Below are 26,295 nucleotides of genomic sequence, written 5' to 3'. Positions count from 1 at the left end.
CACTCAGCCATGCCGAGTGCCAGAACAAACGCGACGGGCAGGTCCGGCACCCGCGACGACGGGCCTACCAGGTCGCCACCCCAGACAGACACTCCCGTGAGCCCTTTGAAGGGGGAGGTCGGATCGTGACGACCACCAGCACCAAGGTTGCCATCAAGCCGCTCGAGGACCGCATCGTGGTCCAGCCGCTGGATGCCGAGCAGACCACCGCCTCCGGCCTGGTCATCCCGGACACCGCCAAGGAGAAGCCCCAGGAGGGCGTCGTCCTGGCCGTCGGCCCGGGTCGCTTCGAGGACGGCAACCGCATCCCGCTCGACGTCAAGGTCGGCGACATCGTGCTGTACAGCAAGTACGGCGGCACCGAGGTCAAGTACAGCGGCGAGGAGTACCTCGTCCTCTCGGCTCGCGACGTCCTCGCGATCGTCGAGAAGTAAATCCGGCGCCGCTCGTAACCGAGAAATGCCGTGACCACGCCCCGGGCACACCGAGTCCTCGCACGGACCGGGGACCCGGGGCGCGGTCTTTGACGAGAACCCAAAGACGAGGAATTCCGCCGGTATGGCCAAGATCCTGAAGTTCGACGAGGACGCCCGTCGCGCCCTCGAGCGTGGCGTCAACAAGCTCGCCGACACCGTGAAGGTGACGATCGGCCCCAAGGGCCGCAACGTCGTCATCGACAAGAAGTTCGGCGCCCCGACCATCACCAACGACGGTGTGACCATCGCGCGTGAGGTCGAGATCGACGACCCGTACGAGAACCTCGGCGCGCAGCTGGTGAAGGAGGTGGCGACCAAGACCAACGACATCGCGGGTGACGGCACCACCACCGCCACCGTGCTCGCCCAGGCGCTGGTCCGCGAGGGTCTGCGCAACGTCGCCGCCGGCGCCTCCCCGGCCGCCCTGAAGAAGGGCATCGACGCCGCCGTCAAGGCCGTCTCGGACGAGCTGCTCGCGACCGCCCGCCCCATCGAGGGCAAGGACGACGTCGCCGCCGTCGCCGCGCTGTCCGCCCAGGACAAGCAGGTCGGCGAGCTGATCGCCGAGGCGATCGACAAGGTCGGCAAGGACGGTGTCATCACCGTCGAGGAGTCCAACACCTTCGGCCTGGAGCTGGACTTCACCGAGGGCATGGCCTTCGACAAGGGCTACCTGTCGCCGTACTTCGTGACGGACCAGGAGCGCCAGGAGGCCGTCCTGGAGGACCCGTACATCCTCATCACCCAGGGCAAGATCTCCTCCATCCAGGACCTGCTCCCGCTGCTGGAGAAGATCCTGCAGGCCGGTGCCTCCAAGCCGCTGCTGATCATCGCCGAGGACGTCGAGGGCGAGGCCCTGTCGACCCTGGTGGTCAACAAGATCCGCGGCACCTTCAACGCGGTCGCGGTCAAGGCCCCCGGCTTCGGCGACCGCCGCAAGGCCATGCTCGGTGACATCGCCACCCTCACCGGCGGCACCGTCGTCGCCGAGGAGGTCGGCCTCAAGCTCGACCAGGTCGGCCTGGACGTGCTCGGCACCGCCCGCCGCGTGACCGTCACCAAGGACGACACCACCGTCGTCGACGGCGCCGGCGAGTCCTCGGAGATCACCGGCCGGATCAACCAGATCAAGGCCGAGATCGCCTCGACCGACTCCGACTGGGACCGCGAGAAGCTCCAGGAGCGCCTCGCCAAGCTGGCCGGCGGCGTGTGCGTCATCCGCGTCGGCGCGGCCACCGAGGTCGAGCTCAAGGAGAAGAAGCACCGTCTGGAGGACGCCATCTCCGCGACCCGCGCCGCGGTCGAGGAGGGCATCGTCTCCGGTGGTGGCTCCGCGCTCGTCCACGCGGTCAAGGTGCTGGACGACAACCTCGGCAAGACCGGCGACGAGGCCACTGGTGTGGCGGTCGTCCGCCGCGCCGCGGTCGAGCCGCTGCGCTGGATCGCCGAGAACGCCGGCCTGGAGGGCTACGTCATCACCTCCAAGGTCGCCGAGCTGGAGAAGGGCCACGGCTTCAACGCCGCGACCGGCGAGTACGGCGACCTGGTGAAGTCCGGCGTCATCGACCCGGTCAAGGTCACCCGCTCCGCCCTGGAGAACGCCGCCTCCATCGCCTCCCTGCTCCTCACCACCGAGACCCTCGTGGTGGAGAAGAAGGAGGAGGAGCCCGCCGAGGCCGGTCACGGTCACGGCCACGGCCACTCCCACTGAGCTGGACCGCGAAGGCCCCCGTTCCCGGCCGGGAACGGGGGCCTTCGGGCTGTGACGGCCAGGGACGGCCAGGGACGGCCCACGCCGCCTCGACGGCCGGTCTCAGTCGCGGGGGTAGGCCGGACCGAAGCGCCTCCCCGCCTTCGACGAGACGCGGCCGAGCGCCCCGCTCGGCGCCAGCCTGGCCGCCGCCACCGCGACCTTGTAGCGGGGGTCGGGCACGCTGAGGGAGCGGCCGCGGGCCAGGTCGCGCAGGGCCGCGGCGACCACCTTGTCGGCGTCCAGCCACGCCCAGGAGGGGATGCCGCCGGTGTCCATCCCGGCCCGCTGGTGGAACTCGGTGCGGACGAAGCCCGGGCACAGCGCCAGCAGCCGCACCCCGGTGCCCGCCAGGTCGCGGGCCACGCCCTGGGTGAAGCTGACGACCCACGCCTTGCTGGCCCCGTACGTGCCGCGCGGCACGAAGGCCGCCACCGAGGCCACGTTGATCACGAAGCCGCGCCCGCGCTCCCGCATGGCGCCGGTCGCGGCGCCGGTCAGCCGCAGCACCGCCTCGCAGTGCACCTTGAGCATGGTCAGCTCATCGGCCATCGGCACGTCGCCGAAGCCGCCCCGGTTGCCGAAGCCCGCGTTGTTGACCAGCACGTCGACCGGGCGTTCGCGGTCGCGGAGCCGTGCCTCGACCGTCTCGATGCCCTTGTCCGCCGACAGGTCGGCGGGCAGCACCTCGACGGTCACCCCGTACGCGCGCCGCAGGTCCTGCGCGCACTCCTCCAGCCGCTGCTCGTCGCGGGCGACCAGGACGAGGGCGTGACCGTCCCCCGCCAGCCGGCGCGCGAACGCCGCGCCGATCCCCGCGGTGGCTCCCGTGATCAGTGAAGTCGTCATGCCCCGCAGGCTAGTGAGCCCCCGTACGTCCGCGGGCCGCGGCGCGCACGTCCTGCGGGAGCGCGTCCGCCGCCAGCAACCGGGGGAGCAGCGCGGGCTCCAGGGTGACCGCGCGGAAGGTCAGCGCGACGGTGACCTCGTGGTCCGGGCGGTGGACGACCTCGACCCGGTCGCCCGCCCGGACCTCCCCGGGTTCCGCGACCCGGAGGTAGGCACCGGGCAGCGCGGCGCGGGTGAACGTCTTGATCCAGCCGCCCTGTTCCAGCCAGCCCTGGAATGTGGCGCAGGGGATCCGGGGGCAGGACACCTCCAGGACGGCGCCGCCCGGTCCGCCGATCCGCCAGCGTTCCCCGATCAGGGCCTGGTTGACGTCCAGCCCCGAGGTGGTCAGGTTCTCCCCGAACATGCCGTTGCGCAGCGGCAGGTCGAGTTCGCGTTCCCAGGTGTCGAGGTCCTCGCGTGCGTAGGCGTAGACCGCCTGGTCGGTACCGCCGTGGTGCGCCACGTCGTACACCCGGTCGCCGGCGAGGCCGACCGCGCCGGTGCCCTTGGGGCCCGGTGCGGTCACCGCCACCGGGCCCGGCACCGGGAGCTTGTCGATGCCGGTCGTCCCGCTGGTCTTCCACGGGTTCGGACGGGGCCGGCCCACGTTCACCGAGAGCAGCTTCATCCCGTGACCGTACGGCTCCCGCCCTGCACCCGGCGAGGTCTTTTCCGGCGACCGGCACCAGCCGCCACGAGCCCCGCCCTCCGGGCGGACGGCGCTATTCATCAGACACGCCCTAGCCCGCGAGCACCCGGAGCAGCCGGTCGACGTCCGCCTCGGTGTTGTACAGGTGGAAGGCCGCCCGCAGGTTCCCCGCGCGGGCCGAGACGCGGATGCCGGCGGCGGCCAGCCGCTCCGCCGCGTCGCCCAGGCCCGGGACGGCCACGATCGCCGAGGCCTGCGCGCCGGAGGGCACCGGCTTGTGGCCGAGCCCCAGCAGGCCCGCCCGGAAGCGCTCGGCCAGCGCGACGTCGTGGGCGCCGATGGCCTCGACGCCCAGCTCCTCGACGAGCCCCAGCGAGGCCGCCCCGGCCAGGTACGGCAGCAGCGGCGGCATCACGTCGAACCGCCGGGCGGAACGCGCGAGGTGCGCGACCGGCCCGTAGCAGTCGCCCCAGGGGTCCTCGGCCGCGTACCAGCCGGCGAAGTGCGGCGACAGCCCGTCCTCGGCGCCCTCCCGCACGGTCAGGAAGGACACCCCGCGCGGGGCGAGCAGCCACTTGTAGCCGCCGCACACGACGTAGTCGAGGCCGTCCGCGCGCAGCGGGAGCCAGCCGACCGCCTGGGTGGCGTCGACGAGCACGCGCGCCCCGTGCCGCGACGCGGCCTCGCGGACCGCCGCGAGGTCGGCGACCCGGCCGTCCGCGGACTGCACCGCGCTGACCGCGACGAGGCCGGTGGTGGGACGTACGGCGTCGGCGAGCGCCTCCAGGGGCACGGTGCGCATCACGACGTCGGCGCGGGAGGCGAAGGGGTTGACCAGCGAGCTGAAGTCGCCGTCGGCCAGCACGACTTCGGCCCCGGCGGGGAGGGCCGCGGCGATCATGCCGACGTGCGTGGTGACCGAGGAGCCGACCGCGACGCGGTCGGCGGCGACCCCGGTGAGGCGGGCGTAGGCGGCGCGGGCGGCGCCCAGGACGCGCTCGTCGCGCACCCAGTCGTCGGTGCCGTCGGACCAGGCGGCCACGGCGGTGCGCAGCGCCTCGACGGAGCGGAGCGGGCCGATGCCCGAGGAGGCGGTGTTGAGGTAGGTGATCCCGGCGTCCAGCGCGAATTCCCCGGCGATGTCCATGGTTCCTCAGCCTGCGCCCCGGGCTGCCCAAAGTCCATCATCGATCACTGAACGCCACCCCCAAGGAACGCTTGTGCTCGGGGCGTGTTCGAGGCCCGCCACCTCCGTGTGCTGCGCGCCGTGGCCCGTACCGGCTCGCTGTCGGGCGCCGCGCGGGAGGGCTGCACCCAGCCGGCGCTCAGCCAGCAGATGAAGGCGCTGGAGCTCGCCGCGGGCACCCCGCTGCTGGTCCGCGGTGGGCGGACCACCCGGCTGACCGAGGCGGGCGAGGCGCTGACCCGGCACACGAGCGGCATCCTGGCGGGGCTGGCCGCCGCGGAGGAGGAGGTCGCGGCCATCGGGGGCCTGCGCGCCGGGCGGGTGCGGTTGGTGACGTTCCCGAGCGCGGGGCCGTCCCCGGTTCCCACCGCGCCGGCCGCGATGCGCGCCGCGCACCCGGACGTACGGATCACGCCGGCCCAGGCGCAGCCGCCGCGGGCGGTGGAAATGCTGCGTGCCGGTGAGTGCGAACTGGCGCTGGCCTACCGCTACGAGGACGAGGGCGAGGGCGGCGGCGATCGGGCGGCCGCGTGGGAGGGGCTGCTGGTGCGGCCACTGCTGTCCGACCGGCTCTTCGCGGTGCTCCCCGCCAGGCACCCGCTGGCGCGCGGGGGTGGTCCGGTGCGGTTGTCCGACCTCGCGGACGAACCGTGGATCGCGGGCTGCCCGCACTGCCGCCGGCACCTGGTCGAGCTGTGCGGGCGGGAGGGTTTCGAGCCGCGCATCGACTTCGCCACGGACGACTACCCGGCGGCCGGTCGGCCTGGTGGCCTCGGGCATGGACGTCTCGGCGCAGCCGGGCCTCGCGCTGGAGGCGGTACGGCTGCGCGCAGTGGCCGTGCGCGAACTCCGGCCGGCCGTACGCCGTGACGTGGCCGCGGTGACGCTGCCCGACCTGGCCCAGGTGCCGGCCGTCGACATGATGCTGGGGCGGCTGCGTCTCGCGGCTCTGCGCGACCGCCCTTCGGTCTGAGTCCGCGCGCAGGCGGACGTCCGTCGTTGTGGTGAAACGTTTCCTCTGTGGCTGATGTCCGGTGGGTCAGTGACTGCCGGTGGCGTGCGAGCTCATGACCCGGTTGCGGGACCGGCCCATCATCTCCTCGCGCTCGTCCTCGGTGAGTCCGCCCCAGACCCCGTAGGGTTCGCGGACCGTCAGAGCGTGCGTCGCGCATTCGGCGCGGACGGGGCAGCGCATGCACACCTCCTTCGCCGCCGCCTCACGCGCGCTCCGGGCAGCGCCGCGCTCTCCCTCGGGGTGGAAGAACAGGGAGCTGTCGACACCGCGGCAGGCGGCGACGAGCTGCCAGTCCCAGAGGTCGGCGTTCGGGCCCGGGAGGCGGGAGAAGTCTGCCATTGCTCATCTCCTCGAGAGGTGGGCTGCAGGGACACCGTCCAGGCGCGAAGCTCTGGGAGGGTGCTGTCGACGTTACATCTACTGTCGAAGTAGATGTAAATATGATTCATCACAAAATCGCCAACGAACTCCCGCCATGCGGGTAAAAAGCCTCCAAACAGGCAAAATCTGACATTGCCCCCCGGTCGGCGGCTGATGTGTGCTGCAAGCGGGCGCCCGTTGTGCGGGTTTTTGGGGCCCGGCGAACAGCCGCGACCTGCGACGTTGCTGATCCGTGTCGGTCCGCGCACGGAGAGTGCGGGAGTCGGCCGCCAAACTCCGTAACTCTTTCGAGTGAGGGTCGTTGAAGGTGCGGAAGTGGTTGGCGGTCGAACTAATCGGGCAGGCGCCCGAGGCCGTCATCCCCACCGGTGAACGATTCGTACAGCCTGGAGGCTCAACGTGACGCGGATCAGCTGCGGAGGACGGTCATGACTTCCGTTCTCGTCTGCGACGACTCCCCGCTTGCCCGAGAGGCCCTGCGCCGCGCGGTAGCGACCGTGCCCGGCGTGGAGCGTGTGACGACCGCGGCCAACGGCGAGGAAGTCCTCCGCCGCTGGGGCGCCGACCGCTCGGACCTCATTCTCATGGACGTCCGGATGCCCGGCCTCGGCGGTGTCGAGACCGTACGGCGGCTGCTGTCCGCCGACCCCGGCGCCCGCATCATCATGCTCACGGTCGCCGAGGACCTGGACGGGGTGGCCCTCGCGGTCGCCGCAGGTGCCCGCGGGTACCTGCACAAGGACGCCTCGCGCGCCGAGTTGCGGGCCACGGTCACGCAGGCGCTGGCCGACCCGACCTGGCGGCTCGCCCCGCGCCGGCTGCGCTCGGCCGAGATGGGCGCCGCCCCGACCCTGACCGCCCGCGAGATCCAGGTGCTGGAGGGCATGAGCCACGGCCGCTCCAACGCCGAGATCGGCCGCGAGCTCTTCCTCTCCGAGGACACCGTCAAGACGCACGCACGACGCCTGTTCAAGAAGCTCGGCGCCTCGGACCGGGCCCATGCGGTGGCGCTCGGCTTCCGCTGGGGCCTGGTGCGCTGAGGCAGCGGCTTCGAGGGCTGGAGGGGCCGATGAGCTGTGGGGCAGCTGTGCGGCTGCCCCGCTCGTACCGGTTTCCGCGCCGAGGGCGCATGCTTGAGGCATGGACTCTCGGGGACACGGTCGGGCGGGGCGGCGGGTGCATGACATGACTACGGCCGGTGCGGTCCCTCGGAACGCTCCGCACGGCGCGCCGCATAACGCTTCGGAGCACAACCACGGGTGTGAGCCCACGGAGCGGCCCGCGGCGATGCACTATGGACGGATGCGCGACGAGGCCACCGGCAATGAGACAGCCATAGGGGCACTCGTACGTCGAGCCGTGGACGGCGACGAGCAGGCGACGCACGATCTGCTCGCCCATGTGCACCCGCTCGCCGAGCGCTACTGCCGTACGAGGCTGTCGCGGCTGCCGGGTGGCGCGCGCCACTTCGTGGACGACCTCGCGCAAGAGGTCTGCCTCGCGGTGCTGTGCGCCCTGCCCCGCTACCGGGACCAGGGCCGGCCCTTCGAGGCCTTCGTCTTCGGCATCGCCGCGCACAAGGTCGCGGACCTCCAGCGGGCCGCCATGCGCGGTCCGGGCTCGACGGCCGTGCCCTCCGACGAGATGCCCGAGCAGCCGGACGACTCGCTCGGGCCCGAGGAGCGGGCGCTGCTCAGCAGCGACGCGGAGTGGGCGAAGAAGCTGCTCGCCAACCTCCCGGAGCACCAGCGGGAGCTGGTGCTGCTCCGCGTCGCCGTGGGCCTCACGGCGGAGGAGACCGGTCAGGTGCTCGGCATGTCGCCGGGCGCCGTCCGGGTGGCGCAGCACCGCGCGCTGTCCCGGCTGCGGGCGCTGGCGGAGGAAGCCGCCGCGGGTGCTCCCGGTCTGAGCGCCTAGCGCACCCCGCCCCCGGCCCCCACACCAGGGGCGGAATTGGTTTCGCGCGGGAGCCATTAGCATTGAACATCTCGCCGGGCAAGACCATGGGGAAGGTGTCATGACACTGAACGCCGACGGAGTAGCCGAGAAGTTCGGGCTGCTCGGACTCACCTACGACGATGTGCTGCTGCTCCCAGGTGCGTCGGACGTCGTGCCGAACCAGGTCGACACCCGCTCGAAGGTCTCCCGGAACGTCAGCGTGAACATCCCGCTGCTGTCGGCGGCGATGGACAAGGTCACCGAGGCGCGGATGGCCATCGCGATGGCCCGCCAGGGCGGCGTGGGCGTGCTCCACCGCAACCTGTCCATCGAGGACCAGGTCAACCAGGTCGACCTGGTGAAGCGGTCCGAGTCCGGCATGGTGACCGACCCGATCACCGTCCACCCCGACGCCACCCTCGCCGAGGCCGACGCGCTGTGCGGCAAGTTCCGCATCAGCGGCGTCCCCGTCACCGACGCCTCCGGCAAGCTGCTGGGCATCGTGACCAACCGCGACATGGCCTTCGAGAGCGACCGCTCCCGGCAGGTCCGCGAGGTCATGACGCCGATGCCGCTGGTCACCGGCAAGGTCGGCATCTCCGGCGTCGAGGCGATGGACCTGCTGCGCAAGCACAAGATCGAGAAGCTGCCGCTCGTCGACGACGAGGGCCGCCTCAAGGGCCTGATCACGGTCAAGGACTTCGTGAAGGCCGAGAAGTACCCCAACGCCGCCAAGGACGCCGAGGGCCGCCTGCTGGTCGGCGCCGCGGTGGGCGTCGGCGACGAGGCCTTCCTCCGCGCCCAGCGGCTGGTCGAGGCCGGTGCCGACTTCCTGGTCATCGACAGCGCGCACGGCCACAGCCGCGGCATCCTCGACATGGTCGCCAAGGTCAAGGCCAACATCAAGATCGACGTGGTGGCCGGCAACGTCGCCACCCGCGACGGCGCCCAGGCGCTGATCGACGCGGGCGCCGACGGCATCAAGGTCGGTGTCGGCCCCGGCTCGATCTGCACCACCCGGGTGGTCGCCGGTGTCGGCGCGCCCCAGGTGACGGCGATCTACGAGGCCTCCCTCGCGGCCGGCCCGGCCGGTGTCCCGCTGATCGGCGACGGTGGCCTGCAGTACTCCGGCGACATCGCCAAGGCCATCGCGGCCGGCGCGGACACCGTCATGCTGGGCAGCCTCCTCGCGGGCTGCGAGGAGTCGCCGGGCGAGCTGCTCTTCATCAACGGCAAGCAGTTCAAGTCCTACCGCGGCATGGGCTCGCTCGGGGCGATGCAGTCGCGCGGGCAGGCCAAGTCGTACTCCAAGGACCGCTACTTCCAGGACAACATCCTCTCCGAGGACAAGCTCGTCCCCGAGGGCATCGAGGGCCAGGTGCCCTACCGCGGCCCGCTCTCCGCCGTGGCCCACCAGCTCATCGGCGGCCTGCGCTCCTCCATGGGCTACGTCGGCTCCCACACCATCCCCGAGCTCAAGGAGAAGGGCCGCTTCGTGCGGATCACCGCGGCCGGGCTCAAGGAGAGCCACCCGCACGACATCCAGATGACCACCGAGGCGCCGAACTACCACACCCGCTGACCGGTACGAGCGGATCACCCGGAGCCCGCGGCGCCGCACGGCCGCGGGCTTCCGGCTGCCCTGCCTGGGATACTGGACGGGCAGGCCACGAAGGAAAGGCATAGCGACAGTGACTGAGATCGAGATCGGGCGGGGCAAGCGCGGCCGCAGGGCATACGCATTCGACGACATCGCCGTCGTCCCGAGCCGCCGTACGCGGGACCCCAAGGAGGTCTCGATCGCGTGGCAGATCGACGCCTACCGCTTCGAGCTGCCCTTCCTGGCGGCACCGATGGACTCCGTGGTCTCCCCGGAGACCGCGATCCGCATCGGCAACCTCGGCGGCCTGGGCGTGCTCAACCTCGAGGGTTTGTGGACCCGCTACGAGGACCCCGAGCCGCTGCTCGCCGAGATCGCCGAGCTGGACGACGCCTCCGTCACCCGGCGCCTGCAGGAGATCTACGCGGCGCCGATCAAGGAGGAGCTGATCGGCCAGCGCATCAAGGAGGTGCGCGACGCCGGTGTGGTCACGGCGGCCGCGCTCTCGCCGCAGCGCACCGCGCAGTTCTCCAAGGCCGTGGTCGACGCCGGCGTGGACATCTTCGTCATCCGCGGCACGACGGTCTCCGCCGAGCACGTGTCGGGCTCCCACGAGCCGCTCAACCTGAAGCAGTTCATCTACGAGCTCGACGTCCCGGTCATCGTCGGCGGCTGCGCCACCTACACCGCGGCGCTGCACCTGATGCGCACCGGTGCCGCGGGCGTCCTCGTCGGCTTCGGCGGCGGCGCCGCCCACACCACCCGCAACGTCCTCGGCATCCAGGTGCCGATGGCGACCGCGGTCGCCGACGTGGCCGCGGCCCGTCGCGACTACATGGACGAGTCCGGCGGCCGCTACGTGCACGTCATCGCCGACGGGGGCTTCGGCTCCAGCGGCGACCTGCCCAAGGCGATCGCCTGCGGCGCCGACTCGGTGATGATGGGCTCCCCGCTGGCCCGCGCCACCGACGCACCCGGCCGCGGCTTCCACTGGGGCATGGAGGCCACGCACGAGGAACTGCCGCGCGGCAAGCGCATGAACCTGGGCACCGCCGGCACGACCGAGCAGATCCTGCTCGGCCCCTCGCACGCGCCCGACGGCTCCATGAACTTCTTCGGCGCGCTGCGCCGCGCGATGGCCACGACCGGCTACTCCGAACTGAAGGAGTTCCAGCGGGTCGAGGTCACCGTGTCGCCGACGCACCACCGCTGACCGCCGTTCCAGGCTCCAGGGGCCCGTACCGCCGCCCGGCGGTACGGGCCCCGGTGCGTTCCGTTGGTGACCGGCGGATGCCGCGCGGAGGAGGGGGTGTTCGGCCGAGCCGGTTCCGGATCGGTCGCCGGCGGACCGTCACATGTCGCTGTGGGCAAGGGACTTACGAGGGACGGGCGACAACCGGAAGGTTAAGCGCCGTGGATGAGCATGTGATTTTCGGTTACGATCGCGTATCCGTGGTTCTGCTGTGCTAACCGTCGTCTACAGTGTTCGATGCCATCGGACGGTCCGGCTGGGGGGTGGGAGAGCACGGAAGCCGGGTCTTGACTTGGCCTCTGCGCACACTGCCAGCTGGGGGAGCCTGCCGTGTCCACTCTGTCCATCGTCATTCCCGCCTTGAACGAGGCCGAGAACCTGCCGCACGTCTTCGGGACGATCCCGCTCGAAGAACTCGCCGCGGAGGGCTGGGGCGTCGAGGTGGTGATAGCGGACAACGGCTCCACGGACGGCACCGCCGAGATAGCCGCGTCCTACGGAGCCCGGGTCGTCCACCAGCCGTTGCGCGGCTACGGCAACGCCTACAAGGCAGGGATCGCCGCGGCGTACGGCAACGTGATCGCCACCGGTGACGCCGACTGCACCTACCCCTTCGACGACCTGCCCCGGCTGCTGAGGATCGTCGACGAGCACCAGGTCGAGTTCCTCAACACCAACCGGCTCGGCCCGGAGAACCGTGCGGCGATGAAGCCCTCCCACACCGTCGCGAACCACGCCCTCAGCCTCCTCAGCCGCGTGCTCTTCAAGAGCGGGATCCGTGACTCCCAGAGCGGCATGTGGGTGTTCCGCCGCTACATCTGGGAGACCCTCAAGGTCACTTCCGACGGTATGGGCTTCTCGCAGGAGATCAAGAACGCCGCCGTGCGGGAGGGCTTCCGCTGCATGGAGGTGCCCATCGAGTACCGGCCCCGCGGTGGCCAGGTGAAGCTCAACGCGCTGTCCGACGGCGTGGCCAACCTGGCGCAGCTGTTCCGCCACCGGCTGCGGGACAACGCCCTGCGCACCGACACCAGGGCCCAGTGGTACGACCGCTCCACGCGGCCCGAACCGGCGCCGTTGATGTCCGCGCAGCGGCAGGCGCAGTCGCCCCAGGTGGGTGACGCGGAGTGGGAACGAGTGCCGAGCGAGCACTACACCGCCTGACGGGTACGTCCTGGGGCGGGAGGACCTGATGAATGATTGGCCTACGCTGTGCGCATGGTGAAGGATCCCAGTCGACGGCAGCGCCTGCTCGTCGCCCTCGTGGCGTTCGTGGTGTCCGCGGTCGCGACCATCGTCGCCGCGTCCATGCCGTCGAAGAGCCCAGCGGCCTCGCCGCCCGTCACCGGCAAGCCGTCGTCGTCGCCTTCCGAGGCGGAGGCCGGCGGCGTGCGCGAGGTGAAGATGGGCATCTCGTACGGCGACACCCTGACGTGGAAGTCGGACGCGGACCTCGCACGGGGTCTGGACGACGCGGTCGCAGTCGGCGTCACCTGGGTCCGGATGGACCTGTCGTGGAACAACATCCAGCCGGATTCGCCCTACACCTACTCGTGGCACCGCTTCGACCGGGTCGCCAAGGCCGCCAAGGCCCGCGGTCTGAAGGTGCTCCCTGTGCTCGCCTACACCCCGAAGTGGGCGCGTGTGGCGGGCTGTACGTCCGGCCAGAGCTGCGCACCGGCCGACCCCGAGATCTTCGCCAGCTTCGCCAAGCTGGCCGCCGAGCGGTACTCCGCGATGGGGATCCACACCTGGGAGGTGTGGAACGAGGAGAACATCGGCTTCTGGAAGCCCGCCGCCGACCCGAAGGGCTACACCATCCTCCTCCGGGCGACGAGCCAGGCACTGCGGGCCGCGGACCCCAAGGCGTACGTCATCATGGGCGGCCTCGCGGTGGCCAAGACCGAGCCCGCGCGCCACAGGCTCTCCCAGACGGACTTCCTGACCGCCGTCTGCAAGCTCGGCGGCAATAAGTACGTGGACGCCGTCGGCTACCACCCGTTCAACTATCCCACCCTGCCCAGCGCGACACCCGGCACCGGGACCGCCTTCGAGCGGATCAGCAACTTCCGGGAGAACCTGGTGGGGATCCTGGACAAGTACGGCACCCCCGACATGCCCATCTGGCTCACCGAGACGGGAGCACCGACCAGCGGGCCCGGTGAGGTGTCGGACGGCAAGGTGGTCCCGCCGGGGACCACGCACGTCACGCAGGCCCGCCAGGCCGAGATCGCCACCGACACGATCCCGGCCGCGGTGGCGAACCCGTACGTCGAGGCGATGTTCTGGTACACCGACCAGGACCAGGCACGTCCCGAGGAGAAGAAGTCACGGTCGCTGTACTACGGGATGCGCAGCTACGACGGCACGAAGAAGCCGGCCTTCGAGGCGCTCAAGGCCGCGATAGCCGCCTACGAGCGCAAGAAGAAGTAGCGGCCCCGCGGGCCGGCCGTCGCTACAGCGCCAGGAACAGCCTGATGTAGCGCTCCATCAGGCCGTCCCAGGCGAAACGTCGTTCCGCCTCCTGCCGGCCCCGCGCGCCCAGCCGGTCGGCGAGCGCGGCGTCGGTCAGCACCCTGCGGCACGCGGCGGCCAGCGCGCCGGGATCGCCGGGCGGGACCAGGAGCCCGGTCTCGCCGTCCGTCACGACGTGCGGGATGCCCCCCACGGCGGCGCCCACCACCGGGGTGCCACAGGCCATCGCCTCGACCAGCACCATGCCGAAGGACTCCGCCTCGGTGCGCGACGGCAGTACCGCGAGGGCGGCCGTCCGCACCGCGTCGACCAGGGCGTCCCCGGTCAGTTCGCCGGCCGCCTCCACCCGTTCCGCGATGCCGAGTTCCGCCGCGAGCCGCAGATGGTCCGGCACCGCGTCGCCGCCGCCGACCAGGCGCAGCCGCGCATCGGGCACCTCTGCCGCCAGCCCGGCGAACGCCCTCACCAGGACGTCGACGCCCTTCCAGGCCGACGAGCGGTCCATGCGGCCGACGTATACGACCGTGCGGGGACGTTCCGCGGCGGGCCGCCCGGGGGTGAACCGCTCGACGTCGACGCCGGGGGTGATCTCGACCGCGTGCGGGTGCCCGGCGGCCAGCGAGACCGGCGACACCGCCACCAGCGTCCGCGCCCGCCGGAACACCCGCGGCAGCACGCGGCGTTCGTACAGGCCGATGAGCCGGTCCGCCGCACCACTGCCGGGCTCGCCCTTGTGCATCGAGCCCGCGTGGTAGGTGAGGACGGCCGGCCGCTTCCCGGAGACCGCCACCGCCAGGTCGGCCAATCCGGGGACCGGGGCGTGGGCGTTCACCACCTCGGCCCCGGTCCGGCGCAGCCAGCGGCGTAGTTGCAGCGGCCACAGGGGGCTGAGCGGGGTGTTGGACAGCTTCAGCCAGGCGCCGAGCCGGATGACCTGCACGCCCTCCTCGACGTCGACGGTGGTGCGGAGTCCGGAGAGCCGTGTCGTGATGACGACCGGACGCAGCCCGGGGGCCTCGGCGACCGCGCGGGCGATCCGGGCCGCGTAGTTCTCCACGCCGCCGACCTTGGGCGGGTAATACGGTGCGACCACCGCCACCGTGCGGGTCCGGCGACCGTGCTCCCCGAGCCGGTCCGTGCGTACCGTCACGCGACCTTGGCCGCCCGCTCGGTTCCCTGACGGGTGCCCGTGTCCGCGGCGGCGCGGAGCAGGGCGGGGAACTCCTCCGCCCGGGCGATGTACGCGGGCAGCCGCTGCTGGAGCACCGCACGGTACGCCTCGGGGTTCGCGCGGAGCTTGTCCACCAGGGCCCACAGGGCCGGGTAGGTGACCTCGGCGATCGGCACGACCCACTCACCGAGGCCGAGGTCGGCCATGATGCCCCGTGTCTTGTGCTCGTACTCGATCGCGACGCACGGGACACCACTGGTGAGCGAGAAGATCACCGAGTGGAAGCGGGTCCCGATGAGCAGGGAGCACTCGCCGTACAGACCCTTGAGGTCGCGGTAGTCGACGCGCTCCTCGATCCGCAGCGGCGCGGTCGCGCAGTAGTCCGCTATACGACGTTCGACGATGCGGTCGTCGTCGCCGAGGTAGTCCGTGGTCACCTGGGGGATGAGCACCACGCGGGCCCCGTCCGACTGGAGCGCGTCGATCGTCCGGGCGAGCGCCCGCTCGTAGAGCTCCTGGGCGGCCGGAGCGAGCCAACGACGCGCGGTGAGACCCACCAGCGGCTCCTGGGCCCCGACCTGGAGCCTGCCGCGCCAGTTGGAGGTGACCTCGGGCGCGAAGGCGAAGCCGGAGTCGATGGCACGCTGCACCTGCCGCGCGGACACGCCGCACTCCTCGAGCAGACCGACGCTCACGTCCTCGCGAGCGAGCACCAGCGCCGCGCGGCGCAGTACGCGGCCGACCAGCAGGCGCTGCGGCTTGCCGGGGAACGGGCCGAAGGACTGGGGCGCGAAGACCACGGGCACCCCCGCCTTCTGCGCCAGCAGCGCGGGCAGCAGGACGAAGAACACGTTCTGGTATCCGTCCAGCCCGGGCCGTGCGAGGAGGTACCCGCCGCCCATGGACACCACCATGTCCGCCTCGGACACGGCGTCGGCTTCCCGGCGCGCTTCCGCGGGGAGCAGCCTCAGCAGCACATTGGCGACGGCCCGTGGCAGCAGCAGGGCCGCCGTGCCCACAAGAGCCACCAGCAGCTTGCGCAGCAGGCGCCGGGACCGGGACACCCCGCCGTCGGCGACGTGGCGACGGATCGAGCCGAGGTTGTCCACCCCCTCGAACGAGGGGTGGGCAGCGGCGTCCTCCATGCCCGCGATGGCGAGCGTGGCGCCCGGGAAGGCCTCCTTGACATGGCGGAGGCAGACCGACAGCAGGGCGGCGTCCCCCGCGTTCTCCCGCACGTACGCGTTGATGACGACGATTCTCACCGGTGGTACCCCTCGACTGGGCTCATGTCGGGTTCTTCCATGGGGATGCCCGGTTCCGAAGCCCGCAGCTGCGGCACGGCCGCGCGCTTGCCGAACAGGGCGACGGCGGCGTAGAGACCGCTGGCGAGGTTGCCCACGCCCCAGGCCCAGCCGAGCCACACCAGTCCGCGAGGCGCCCACAGCGCGGCCAGACCGATGGTGACCACGGCGTAGACGACGTTGCTGAGGACCAGTTGCGTCATCTTCCGGGCGAGCTTGAGGGCGAAGCTGGCCCACGTGTTCAGTGCGACGGCGAGGGCTCCGCAGGCCAGCACGGTGAGCAGCGTCTGCGCGCGGTCCGCGTAGGGACCTCCGAACATCCGCAGGAGGAGTCCGCTGCCCAAGGCGACGACGAGGACCGAGGGCACCTGCACCGCGGCGATGATGCCGGCGGACCGGCGGAGCAGTACGGAGAAGCGCGAGGGATCGTACGAGACCTCGGCGAACACCGCCTCACCGACGGAGAACGACACGGAGTTGAGCAGGTTGGCGATCTGGAAGGCGATGAAGTAGTAGCCCGCCGCCGCCGCGCCCAACTGCCCCAGGACGATCAACGGGAGGACCAGCAGCGGCGCGAGGTTGAGCAGGCTGGAGACGTAGCTCGCGAGGGAGAAGCGGAACTGCTCCAGCATCCGGGTGCCGCGGGCGCGCAGGTGGAACCGGAAGCCGAGCCGGCGGCGCATCAGGATCAGCGAGACCAGCGCCGTCGCCACGTAGCCGCCGCCGTTGGCACCGAGGATGCCGACCGAGCCGTAGGCGGCGAAGGCGACCGGCAGGGCCAGCTTGACCAGCCCCTGGAGCAGGCCGTAGACCAGCGCGTTCTGATGGGCCATGCGGGCGCTGACGAAGACCGAGAAGGTCAGCTGGCTGACCGCCGCGCAGATGCAGAAGATCACGAACGCGGCGGCCGCCGACGCGTGGTCGCGGACGAAGACCAGCTTCTGCGCGTAGACCGGCAGGCCGAGCAGGTAGACGGCGGCGATCACGGACGAGACCGCGCCGACCAGCACGAGGGACTGGGTGAGCTGTCCGTTGCGGGAGGCGGCCGGCGCCGGGAAGCGGATCAGCGTGCTGTTCAGTCCGAACAGGCTCAGATAGGAGATCAGAGAGGTCGCCGATATGAGCGATGTGGCGAGTCCGACCTGTTCGGGGGTGTAGAAGCGGGCCACCACGACCCAGAAGACGAAGCCCAGTCCGGCCGTGGTCACCGTGGACGCCATCAGGAAGAAGGAGTTGCGGTACACCTGGTCCTGCGACAGGGCGCGCTTGCCGTTCCTAGCCATGGGTGGTCGCTCCCGCCGCCTCGCGGTAGCACTCGGACAGCGCGCTCACGTGCTCCTCCCAGGCGAAGGCCGTCGTCGCGAGCTCGCGCGAGTACCGGCCCATGCGCTCGCGCCGCCGCTCGTCCCCGGCGAGCGCGGACAACGCGGAACGGATCTCCTCGGCGTCCCGGTCCAGCAGTGTGACGCGCGACCGGTCCAGACCGTAGGGCGCGTAGCCGGGGTCGTCGGTGGTGACGACGGGCAGGCCGGAGGCCATGGCCTCCTGGACGGTGAGGGGGAAGCCCTCCGCGGTCGACGGCAGCGCGAAGACGTCGCAGGCCCGGTACGCCTCGGCCAGTTCCTGCGGGGGCAGCCCGCCCAGGTGGTGCACGCCCGGCCGGCCCGCCAGGGCGGCGGAGCCGCCGTCCCCGGCGAACACCAGGTCGTAGCCGGCGGAGGGGTCGTGGCCGGACAGCAGCAGGTCGTAGCCCTTCTTCGGCACCAGGCGCCCCACGAAGAGCACCAGCGGCCGGTCTTCGGGCAGCCCGAAGCGCTTGCGGGCCAGCGCCCGCTCCTCGACCGAGGCGGCCGGCCGGAAGAGGGCGGTGTCCACGCCGTTCGCGAGGTGGCGGGCCCGGGCGGGACGGGCGCCGTGGCGGAGTACGAAGTCCGCGACCGAGGCGTTGAGGGTGATCACCGTACGGGCCCGCCGCAGCAGGCCGCGTCCGGCGACGGCGTACACGGCCCGCTGCACCCCGCGCACCAACGCGGACGGGTGTTCGACCAGGGCGACGTGCTGGGTGACCAGGTGCGGGGTGCGGGTGAGCACGGAGGCGAGTCCGGCCGTCCACGAGGTCAGGTACAGGCAGTCGTGCACATGGACCACATCGGCCCGGCGGGCCCAGCGGAGTGCGGCCGTCAGCAGCCTGGGCGACAGGACGGGGAAGGGCACGCCGGCCCGCTCCGCACCGTTCCACGCCGCGACACGGACGACGCGTACGCCGTCCTCCTGGCTGATCGCGCTGCGCGTGCCGCTGGTGAGCACTGTGACGTCGGCACCGCGCGCGGCGAGGTGCACGGCCTCCATCCGGACGACGTTCTCGATGCCGCCGACGTGCGGCGGGTAGTAGTGGCTGACCAGGAGGACCCTCATCGGTAGATCCTCGCTCCCTCGCTGCTGTAGATCTCGTTCTTGGTCGTGTCGAGGAGGCCCGTGGGGTAGCGGAAGGTGACCAGGTCGCCCCGGTAGGAGAACGTCATGCGTCCGGTGCGCACGGTCGAAGTGCCCAGCAGGACGTAGGAGTCGGTGCGCAGCTTGGTCGGGAAGACGTCGCCCACGACGGGTCCGGTCAGGATGGTCTGCTGCCGGTTGAAGGTGAAGCGGTCCGTCTGCACCAGGGACGGTTTGCCCTCGGCCGCGAAGCGCTGCGACAGCCAGTAGGCGGCCATGCGCTCCTCGGCGCTCGGGTAGTACACGTCGTAGTACTGGCCGGCGTTGCTGAGCTGCAACTGCGGCGGATAGCCGCCCAGCAGCTTGGGCACCACGCCGGTGAGGTCCAGGAAGAGGGCCACCACCAGCGCGTACACCGTCACGGTCCGACGGCGCCCGGTCCAGCGCAGGGCGGAGAGCATGCCCGCCGCGATGAAGGGCGCGAAGAAGAACAGGCCCTGCTGGAAGGCGCGGAGCACGCCGTAGTCGACGGAGAGCTGGGGCACGACCGTGAGGACCCCGAGGAGGGCGATGGCGCCGATGGCCAGCGTGGTCTGCTCGCGCCGTGGGCGGAAGGCCCCGCGTCGCCCGACGTCGATGACGATGAGGCCGATGATCAGCAGGAGCTGCATCATGCCGGCGGTGAACTGGCGCAGCAGGGAGTTGACCGTGGTCGCCTTCAGGCCGATGCCTTCCAGCACCCGCCCCGCGGCGGTGGGGGCCATGTTCTGCTTGGGCACGACAGGGGTCGCGTAGGCGTCCACCGTCTCGAGGGGCAGGTACGTCCCCTTCGCCCGGTCGGCGGTCGTCTCCCGCACGGTCTCCTCGCGGTAGTCGCCCAGCCGCTGCTCGGCCGTCAGCGAGGGCCCGCCGCCGAAGAGGCTGTACGAGGTGTCGGACGAACCGACGCGCGCGTGCCCCGGGTTCTTGATCTCCTGCACGACCGCGCTCAGCGTGCTCCGCAGCTGCCCGCTCGTGTGCGTGACCGGGCCCGCCCAGGCCAGTGCCATGACCGCTGCCCCCGCCACGATCCACCAGGTCAGGAAGGGCGCGGCCTCGGTAGGGCGGTATTTGCGCTGGCGCGCGCGCCTGGACCTGTAGCGGTCCACCGTGCGCCAGATCACGTCGGCGACGAGGGCGACCCCGAGGACGACGATCACGACGTAGATCGTCGAGTAGTGCGAGAGCGTGATGCCGGCCAACAGCACCACGAAGGCGATCTGCCGCACGCGCAGGGGCCGCCCGGAGTCGGTGAGCACGACCATGCCGCAACCGAGCAGGACGAACGCGACCTCCTGGCGGCCCAGGAAGGTCATGTCGGACAGGAAGGTGGGGAAGAGCATGAAGAAGACGGCCGACAACAGCGACACCAGATGCGGTGCGACGTTGCGGACCGAGCGGTGGACGAGCACCGGAGTGAGCGCGAACAGCAGCGGCAGCACGATCTTGAAGATGTAGACGTCGGGGATCGCGGTGAGCCGGAACACGCTCACGGGCAGCAGCGTGATGCTCAGGCAGGCGTTGTAGGCGTCGGGGTACTTGGAGACGTCCCAGAGCGATCCGCCGAGCGTCAGCCGGTAGTACTCGTACTCGCGCTGGATGTCGTGTCCGGTGATGGACCAGCCGCGCAACGAGTTCAGCATGAGCAGCGCGGTCGCGCCGAGGAACAGGCCGGTCTCGAGGACGGTGACCGGGTAGCGCCGGCGGCGGACCATCAGCAGGACCAGCAGCGCGATGACGGCCGGCATCGCAGCCGTGCTGACCGCCCCGCCGTAGCCGTTGTTCAGCCTGATGGGCCCTGCGACCGACAGCACCAGGGCGACGCCGGCGAACGCACCCACGGGGATCGCGCCCGGGGGCAGTCCGTCGCGGAGCCAGGACCTGCTCTTGTCGGCCCGTTCCTCCTCCGGCACGAACGCGCCGATCACGATGAGCGTGAGCGCCGTGGCCCCGGCCAGGGACACCCTGGTCAGCGGGCGTTCCACCCCGGCCAGTGGCAGCACCGTGTTCACGGCGAGGGCGATCACGAGATCCGTGACGACCGCCATGCCGACGGCGAGCAGGAAGCTGCCGTCCCTGGTGGACACCACCCGGGAGGCGACGCCGCGCCACACCGCGACGGGCGCCCCGAACAGCAGCCACAGGCCGGCCACCGTCAGCAGCACCCCGGGTACGCCGGGCAGCATCTCCACGACACAGGCCACCGCGATGGCGAGCAGCACCCCGAGGCGCCCCCGTACGAGGTCCGCGAGCCGCAGGCCGGCGGCCTGGGCATCGCCCGCCGACGCCGCGTCACGGCGCGGACCCCGGCCCTGCCGCTTCCGTTCGTGCCCGGACCCGGCCGACGAGACGTCGCTCTCGGCCGGCTCCGGCTCCCGCTCCCGCTCCCGCTCCCGCTCCGGCTCCGGTTCCAGATCCGCGTCGTCCGCCTCGACGGCCCACGACGGGCGGGAGGCCGTGCGCCGACCGCTGCTTCCCGTGCCACGGGCCGTCATACGCCGGCCTCTGGGTAGACGTGGGCGTAGACCTGCTCGACCCGGGCTGCCACGGCCTCCCAGGAGTAGTCGGGGGCCGTCGCGGCACTCCTGCGGGCGAGCCGCAGGCGCAGACCGGGGTCGGCGGCCACCGAGTCGATGGCGGCGGCGAGCGCCGCCGGTTCGGGAGCGGCCAGCAGCCCGACGCCCTTGAGCAGTTCGGCGGTGCCGGGGACGTCGGTCGCGACGACCGGCAGGGCGGCGGCCATCGCCTCCAGCGCGACCAGCGGCATGCCCTCCCGGTCCGAGGGCAGCACGAAGACGTCGGCGTCCGCGTACGCCCGCACCAGGTGCTCGCCGAGGAGCCCGCCCGAGAACTCGACGTTCCGCAGCCCCAGTTCGGCCGCGTGCGCCTCCAGCTTCTCCCGCAGCTCGCCGTCGCCGACGATCCGCAGCTGCACCGGCTCCCGCAGCAGGGCCGTCGCCTCCAGCAGCCGCGCCACGTTCTTCTGCGAGCTCAGTCGGCCGACGAACAGCAACCGCAGGGGACGTTGCGCCGTCTCCCGCACCGGCATGAAGTAGCCGGCCCCCACGCCGTTGGGGACGACGAACACCCTGTCCGCCCGGACGCCGTACGTCTCGCGGACGAAGGCGCCCTGCTCCTCGGTCAGCACGATCACCCCGGCGGCGGCACGCATCGACCGTCCGAAGACGTGCTTCTTGTAGGCGGGCAGCAGCCCGCCCAAGCGCCCGGAGGCTTCGACGTCGAGGTGGAAGTGGAGGATGAAGCGCTGTCCGCGCACGCGGGCGATGACGGCGACGAGCTCGGGCATCAACGCGTGCGCACAGTGCACGTGCAGCACGGCGTCGCGCGGCGCGCGCACCGCCAGCGAGACGGGCAGGCCCGGTGCGACCGCGGTGTGCGCGACCTCGACCGCGCGGTGCCGCCGTATGGTGACCCGGCCGGCGCCGTAGCGGCGCGGTCCGCCGTCGGCACCGAGGGCGGTGGTGACGACCCGCACGTCGTGGCGCTGCCCGAGCTGGATGGCGAGGTGCTCCACCACGCGTTCGAGCCCGCCCAGATGGGGCGGGTAGTACGGGGTGATCTGCAGAATGGTGCGTCGCATCAGGCTTCAGTCTCGTACGTCAGGGGGCGGCGTACCGAGCGGCCCGGTCACGGCCTTCGGCGTCACGAAGTTGTAGTGCAATGTCTGCTCGTGGCCGACGAGGGCCACCCGTACGAGCGTCGTGCCCGTGGTCTTGGTGAAGCGCGTGACGACGGGCACGGCTTTGCCGTCCTTGGGTTTCAGCCCGACCGTCCTGGTGGCCACGACCTTGCCCTTGGCCGATTCCAGCGTCAGCTTCAGGCGCAGCGGTGCCGGGCCCGTGCCGTGGGCGTTCACGGCGACGGGGACGATCAGCGTGCTGCCGTCGAAGCGGGGCGCAGCCGTGAAGTAGATCTCGGTGAACGGGGCCGGCTGCCGGGTGAAGGACTCCAGCAGCACCGTGCGCACCGACGGCACCGACCAGAGCCCGGCTCCCAGAGCGACGGCGACCACCACGGCCACCGCCGCACCGGCGATCCTGCGTCGCGGCGAGGCCGGGGGACGGCGTGTCTCAGGGTCCTGCTGGTCCACAGGTGCCTGGCGGGGTGACGGCTGATCCGCTTCGGGGTCCGGTTCCGGAGCGTGGTCGTCGGGCTCGTCGGTCGGCTCGGTCATGGCGTTCCGCACCGCTCTGCGGTCTCCCGGCCCTCGGCCGCCGGGGCCGTGCCACCGGGCAGGGGGGACACCTCACCGTACGCAGGGATGACTCCGGACAGGCTTCTCATGTGTCATCCCCCCCGGGCGCTCGTCGGGGCGGCAAGCCCGTATGAGTTTCTCCGCAAGGCATCTCGGTGCATGGGAAGGATCGCCGACGCTTGGTGGCGATGACGGGGAACTCCGGCCAACGAAGCTCGCCGCTCACCCGGCAGTCAATGAAGTGCGGAACGGATGCGACTCTAGTCGAATACCGCGAACCACTGTCGATGGTGTGACCAACTCGTGATGGCGAACGGGCAAAAGCGCTCGTCAGCCGACAAGCCAGGAGGCGATGGGCTTGGCGTCCCCGCCCGCCCCACCCTTCTTGAGGCCCGCCACCTGGTCCGGTGTCAGTGCCTTGTCCCAGACCATGACGTGACCGAGGACGCCGGCCCAGTAACCTCCCCACACCCCGTGCGTACGGACGCGGCCGAGTTGCAGCGGACCCTTTCCGGCCCAGATCCCGGGGACCTTCGTGGAATCGGCCGGATTCCCGTCCACGTAGAGCGCGATCGTCTTCTTCCCGGCGTCGTACGTGCCGGTGAGCAGAGCCCACTGGCCGACCGTGTTGACGTTCGCGGCCGCCTCGGCCTGCAGGATCGTGCTGTCCGCCCCGCCGTCGGCGGTCTGCACCTTGAAGACCCACGTGCGGTCGGCGCCCGAGGCCTCCCGGCCCAGGCTGAACGAGGGCGAGACCCCGTCACCCTGGCTGATCGCGGAGCGGGAACCGCCCGGGGCCTCGTTGTAGACCCATGCCGAGATGCTGAAGCTCTTGGTGACGTCGATCAGTTGCGAAGCTGACTGGGCGTAGGAATTGCCGTTGCTCCTGAGCCTGACCACGAAGCCGTTGGTCACCTTGCTCACCCCGGCGTCCGGCCCGAGGATGAGGTTGTTCTGCCCGGACTTGTCCGCGAGGGCGTTGTCCTCCCCGGGGACCGTCGGCGAATCGGCCGTGGCGGTGGAGGAGACCGACGCGCTGGGGGAGGGCGACGGGGCGGCCGCGTCGTCCGTGTCCTTCGTGTAGTGGAGTGCGACGACGCCCGCTCCCACCCCGAGCACGCACGCCACCAGGACGATCAGACCCGTCCTGAGTCTGTGGCGGCGACGCTGCCTGTTCTCGTTGGCGTCGGCCAGGGCCTGCCAGTCGGGCTGGGGCGAGTAGGAGGGCTGCTGGTAGCCGGTGGCCGGCCCGAAGCCGGGTTGCCGGTACCCGGGCTGCTGCTCGGGTATGTGGTGCTGCGGGTACCCGTAACCGCCCGGTGCCGCGGACGGCTCGGGAGCGGACGGCTCGGGAGCGGACGGGGTGTTCCAGGGGCTCCGCCCAGGAGCGGCAGCCGCGTCTTCCGGGTTTTCCACGGGGTCAGTCACATCACGGATGCTAGAGCAGCACCGTGGTGTCCCGTAAAGCTACTTCGCGAGCGTTCCTGGTCCGGTTCCTCACCCGGAACGGCGAGCCGCCGGAGGAGCACCGTCTCCGGTCCGGGTGCTCTTGATGACCTTGTGCACGCCCAGGGGGAACCTCCCTGCCCGGCGAACACCACGATGCCGATCACGACGGGGGCCCACAGCCGCGAGGCGTACTTCGTCCGGTCGGCCAGGGACACGGCGACGCCGGCCGTTGGTGGTCCGGGCCCTTCGTCATGCGCGGACGCCGCGGACCGGCTCACGTGACGTCGGACACGTCACGCCGTTCTCCGGTCCGGCCGCCCTCGCCGGGAACGTGCAGCCTGGGCCGATCAGTTCGAGCCATCCCCGGAGGCAATCGTTCCGTAACCAAAGGTTTCTCTTTCTACTGATAGGCAAGATGCAGATAACGGACAGTCGGTGCCCCTCGGGCATCTGGCGTCGCCGGGAGTCTCATATATGCTTCCGATGCTCGGCTGCGTGTTCGACTCGACCGGGTGCTCCGAGCTCAAGAAGTTCCAGCGCGTCGAAGTGGCGGTGTCGCCGACGCGCCACCGCTGACGGCGCGGCACCTGCCCGCAGCGTGAACAGTGGCGCCGGCGGGCCGGAAAACGAGCGGGCCGGCGCCTCGGTGCCGGCCTCGCACTGCCTGGGGGACTTCTCCTGATGTGTAAAGGGTGGATCCGATATGCCCTGTTCGGCGCGGTACTGGGGGTATTGCTGCCGCTGATCGTGCCGGACTCGGCGCAGATGGGCACAGTCGCCGCGCAGCGCATCGGGACGGATGTGCGAACCCGGGACCCCGAGGCGTCTTCGTCGGCTCGTGCGGTGTACGCGATGCTCGCCGGGCTGGAGAACGACGCCCGCGCCGGCCGGCCCACCCGCACCGTCATCGGCCAGCACGACGAGCTGCAGAACGAACGCTACAACGGCACCTACGGCGACTACCCGGGGCGCAAGCAGCCCGGCTACTACTACCGCAAGCCCGCCGACATCACCGGGCGCCTCCCGGGTTTCCTGGAGGTGGACCTGGGTCCCGGATACGGACAGTCGTCCTGGGGTGTCGGTGAGCCGCGCCCCTACTCCGCCGCGTGGCCGAGTTGCCGCCCGTACTGGGGCTACACCAACGACGCCACGGACTTGGCCGTCGGTGTGTGGGAGGGGATGGACGCCGGTTCCCACTGGGACTGCTCCGGCGGCCGCACGGTGACGCTGCCGGGCAACGGCGGTCGCCCGGCCGGCATCGTCGGCATGTCCTTCCACGAGCCCTATCCGGGCAGCCCGGTGAAGGGCTATGCCGACACGCTGTGCCGTAACTCACCCGCGGCGCACGACCCGAAGTGGTTCGCCCGGGTGGTGACGCCCGGCACGGCCGAGCAGCACGATCTGCTGGTCGACCTGTCCTTCCTCGCCGACCACCTGGCCTACCTCGCCGCTCGTGATGTACCGGTGCTGCTGCGGCCGTACCACGAGATGAACGCGAGCGGCTGCTCCGGCGGGTTCTGGTGGGCCGGCCAGCGCCCCGAGTTGTACCGGAAACTGTGGCAGACGATGTACGACTACCTCGTCGGCACCAGACGCCTGCACAACCTGATCTTCGTCTGGTCGCCCAGTCCGTGGGAGGGGAAGCACGGCACCGATCCCTGGGCGTACTACCCGGGCGGTGAATACGTCGACGTGGTGGGAGTCGACGACTACAGCGACACGCCGGAGCGGCCGTTCCGGGGGGAGCCGTGGACTCAGATCTGGTACCGGGGGTTGGCGCACTACGACAAGCCGCGCATGATGGCGGAGTCCTTCCACGTCCCGCTCTCCGCCGCGCAGCCCGCCACGCTCACGGCGGCGCCATGGGTGATCTGGAACGTATGGGGAAGCGGACTGACGGACCACAACTCGCCATCGGATGTGCGGCGGACCTACTATGCGCCAGCCGTCCTTACCGGCGGCACTTCGACACAAGGCGGACGTTTCGACTGGGGATCACTGCACAAGCCGCCTGATCGCTGATCGAACGCACTCGCGCTCCTGCGCGACGAGCCGCGCAGCCGCAACCGT

21 protein-coding genes and 1 pseudogene are annotated in these 26,295 nt (G+C 71.3%); 10 read left to right on the top strand and 12 right to left on the bottom strand.

The window, feature by feature from the left end; translation table 11 throughout:
• The first annotated feature begins 125 nt into the window (after positions 1–125).
• Together groES and groL are read left to right on the top strand one after the other, a co-directional pair.
• Entirely contained in the window at positions 126–434 is a 309-nt protein-coding gene (groES, locus tag PV410_RS26330; RefSeq protein WP_319158003.1) for a co-chaperone GroES, read from the top strand.
• Between the two features lie 124 nt (positions 435–558).
• On the top strand, positions 559–2,187 hold the full coding sequence (gene groL / locus PV410_RS26325; RefSeq protein WP_500328108.1) for a chaperonin GroEL: 1,629 nt from the start codon (positions 559–561) through the stop codon (positions 2,185–2,187).
• Positions 2,188–2,289: 102 nt separating this feature from the next.
• Here the strand turns inward: groL and PV410_RS26320 are convergent, their stop codons facing one another.
• From PV410_RS26320 to PV410_RS26310, 3 genes are all read right to left on the bottom strand, one after another.
• The gene (locus PV410_RS26320) at positions 2,290–3,075 is read right to left on the bottom strand and encodes an SDR family NAD(P)-dependent oxidoreductase (RefSeq protein ID WP_500328107.1); all 786 of its coding nucleotides are present in this window, start codon (positions 3,073–3,075) and stop codon (positions 2,290–2,292) included.
• 10 nt (positions 3,076–3,085) lie between these two features.
• Positions 3,086–3,745 (bottom strand): MOSC domain-containing protein, encoded by a 660-nt coding sequence (locus PV410_RS26315; RefSeq protein WP_500328105.1) that lies wholly within the window; start codon positions 3,743–3,745, stop codon positions 3,086–3,088.
• Positions 3,746–3,857: 112 nt separating this feature from the next.
• Positions 3,858–4,913, bottom strand: a complete 1,056-nt coding sequence (locus tag PV410_RS26310) for an aminotransferase class V-fold PLP-dependent enzyme (RefSeq protein WP_500328104.1) — start codon at positions 4,911–4,913, stop codon at positions 3,858–3,860.
• An 84-nt stretch (positions 4,914–4,997) separates the two neighbouring features.
• On the opposite strand from PV410_RS26310, the pseudogene PV410_RS26305 reads away from it, so the two are divergent.
• Positions 4,998–5,925, top strand: a pseudogene (locus PV410_RS26305) (LysR family transcriptional regulator).
• A gap of 66 nt (positions 5,926–5,991) precedes the next feature.
• On the opposite strand, the gene PV410_RS26300 reads toward PV410_RS26305, so the two are convergent.
• Entirely contained in the window at positions 5,992–6,306 is a 315-nt protein-coding gene (locus tag PV410_RS26300; RefSeq protein WP_319138961.1) for a WhiB family transcriptional regulator, read from the bottom strand.
• Between the two features lie 470 nt (positions 6,307–6,776).
• Between PV410_RS26300 and PV410_RS26295 the strand changes: the two genes are divergently transcribed.
• From PV410_RS26295 to PV410_RS26270, 6 genes are all read left to right on the top strand, one after another.
• On the top strand, positions 6,777–7,388 hold the full coding sequence (locus PV410_RS26295; protein ID WP_003948568.1) for a response regulator transcription factor: 612 nt from the start codon (positions 6,777–6,779) through the stop codon (positions 7,386–7,388).
• Positions 7,389–7,650: 262 nt separating this feature from the next.
• Positions 7,651–8,265 (top strand): sigma-70 family RNA polymerase sigma factor, encoded by a 615-nt coding sequence (locus PV410_RS26290; protein WP_499513466.1) that lies wholly within the window; start codon positions 7,651–7,653, stop codon positions 8,263–8,265.
• Between the two features lie 100 nt (positions 8,266–8,365).
• On the top strand, positions 8,366–9,868 hold the full coding sequence (guaB, locus tag PV410_RS26285; protein ID WP_500328102.1) for an IMP dehydrogenase: 1,503 nt from the start codon (positions 8,366–8,368) through the stop codon (positions 9,866–9,868).
• Between the two features lie 109 nt (positions 9,869–9,977).
• Positions 9,978–11,099 carry a GuaB3 family IMP dehydrogenase-related protein gene (locus PV410_RS26280; RefSeq protein ID WP_499513468.1) on the top strand — a complete coding sequence of 374 codons (1,122 nt, stop codon included), beginning with the start codon at positions 9,978–9,980 and terminating at the stop codon, positions 11,097–11,099.
• A gap of 369 nt (positions 11,100–11,468) precedes the next feature.
• The gene (locus PV410_RS26275) at positions 11,469–12,302 is read left to right on the top strand and encodes a glycosyltransferase family 2 protein (RefSeq protein WP_500328100.1); all 834 of its coding nucleotides are present in this window, start codon (positions 11,469–11,471) and stop codon (positions 12,300–12,302) included.
• Between the two features lie 54 nt (positions 12,303–12,356).
• Complete coding sequence (locus tag PV410_RS26270) at positions 12,357–13,571, top strand: cellulase family glycosylhydrolase (protein ID WP_500328099.1); 1,215 nt, start codon at positions 12,357–12,359, stop codon at positions 13,569–13,571.
• 22 nt (positions 13,572–13,593) lie between these two features.
• Here PV410_RS26270 and PV410_RS26265 read toward each other — a convergent pair whose 3' ends face one another.
• From PV410_RS26265 to PV410_RS26230, 8 genes are all read right to left on the bottom strand, one after another.
• On the bottom strand, positions 13,594–14,763 hold the full coding sequence (locus PV410_RS26265; RefSeq protein WP_500328098.1) for a glycosyltransferase family 4 protein: 1,170 nt from the start codon (positions 14,761–14,763) through the stop codon (positions 13,594–13,596).
• Positions 14,760–16,049, bottom strand: a complete 1,290-nt coding sequence (locus tag PV410_RS26260; protein ID WP_500328096.1) for a polysaccharide pyruvyl transferase family protein — start codon at positions 16,047–16,049, stop codon at positions 14,760–14,762. The genes PV410_RS26265 and PV410_RS26260 overlap by 4 nt, the downstream gene beginning before the upstream one ends.
• On the bottom strand, positions 16,046–17,371 hold the full coding sequence (locus PV410_RS26255; protein ID WP_500328095.1) for a lipopolysaccharide biosynthesis protein: 1,326 nt from the start codon (positions 17,369–17,371) through the stop codon (positions 16,046–16,048). The genes PV410_RS26260 and PV410_RS26255 overlap by 4 nt, the downstream gene beginning before the upstream one ends.
• Positions 17,364–18,503, bottom strand: coding sequence for a glycosyltransferase family 4 protein (locus PV410_RS26250; RefSeq protein ID WP_500328094.1), 1,140 nt, complete (start codon positions 18,501–18,503; stop codon positions 17,364–17,366). Before PV410_RS26250 ends, PV410_RS26255 begins: the two co-directional genes overlap by 8 nt.
• Complete coding sequence (locus tag PV410_RS26245; RefSeq protein WP_500328092.1) at positions 18,500–21,055, bottom strand: DUF2206 domain-containing protein; 2,556 nt, start codon at positions 21,053–21,055, stop codon at positions 18,500–18,502. Before PV410_RS26245 ends, PV410_RS26250 begins: the two co-directional genes overlap by 4 nt.
• A complete protein-coding gene (locus PV410_RS26240) occupies positions 21,052–22,161 on the bottom strand; it encodes a glycosyltransferase family 4 protein (protein ID WP_500328091.1) in 1,110 nt (369 codons plus the stop codon). The genes PV410_RS26245 and PV410_RS26240 overlap by 4 nt, the downstream gene beginning before the upstream one ends.
• 6 nt (positions 22,162–22,167) lie before the next feature.
• On the bottom strand, positions 22,168–22,755 hold the full coding sequence (locus PV410_RS26235; RefSeq protein WP_500328089.1) for a hypothetical protein: 588 nt from the start codon (positions 22,753–22,755) through the stop codon (positions 22,168–22,170).
• A gap of 351 nt (positions 22,756–23,106) precedes the next feature.
• Positions 23,107–24,204, bottom strand: a complete 1,098-nt coding sequence (locus tag PV410_RS26230; RefSeq protein ID WP_500328088.1) for a LamG domain-containing protein — start codon at positions 24,202–24,204, stop codon at positions 23,107–23,109.
• 702 nt (positions 24,205–24,906) lie between these two features.
• Here PV410_RS26230 and PV410_RS26225 point away from each other — a divergent pair.
• Complete coding sequence (locus tag PV410_RS26225; protein ID WP_500328087.1) at positions 24,907–26,247, top strand: glycoside hydrolase family 26 protein; 1,341 nt, start codon at positions 24,907–24,909, stop codon at positions 26,245–26,247.
• Positions 26,248–26,295 lie beyond the last annotated feature (48 nt).

This window comes from Streptomyces sp. PA03-5A, from assembly GCF_033792725.1.
GTDB lineage: Bacteria > Actinomycetota > Actinomycetes > Streptomycetales > Streptomycetaceae > Actinacidiphila.
The sequence above is the reverse complement of the archived record's forward strand: the minus strand, read 5'-3'. Positions and strand labels throughout refer to the sequence as shown.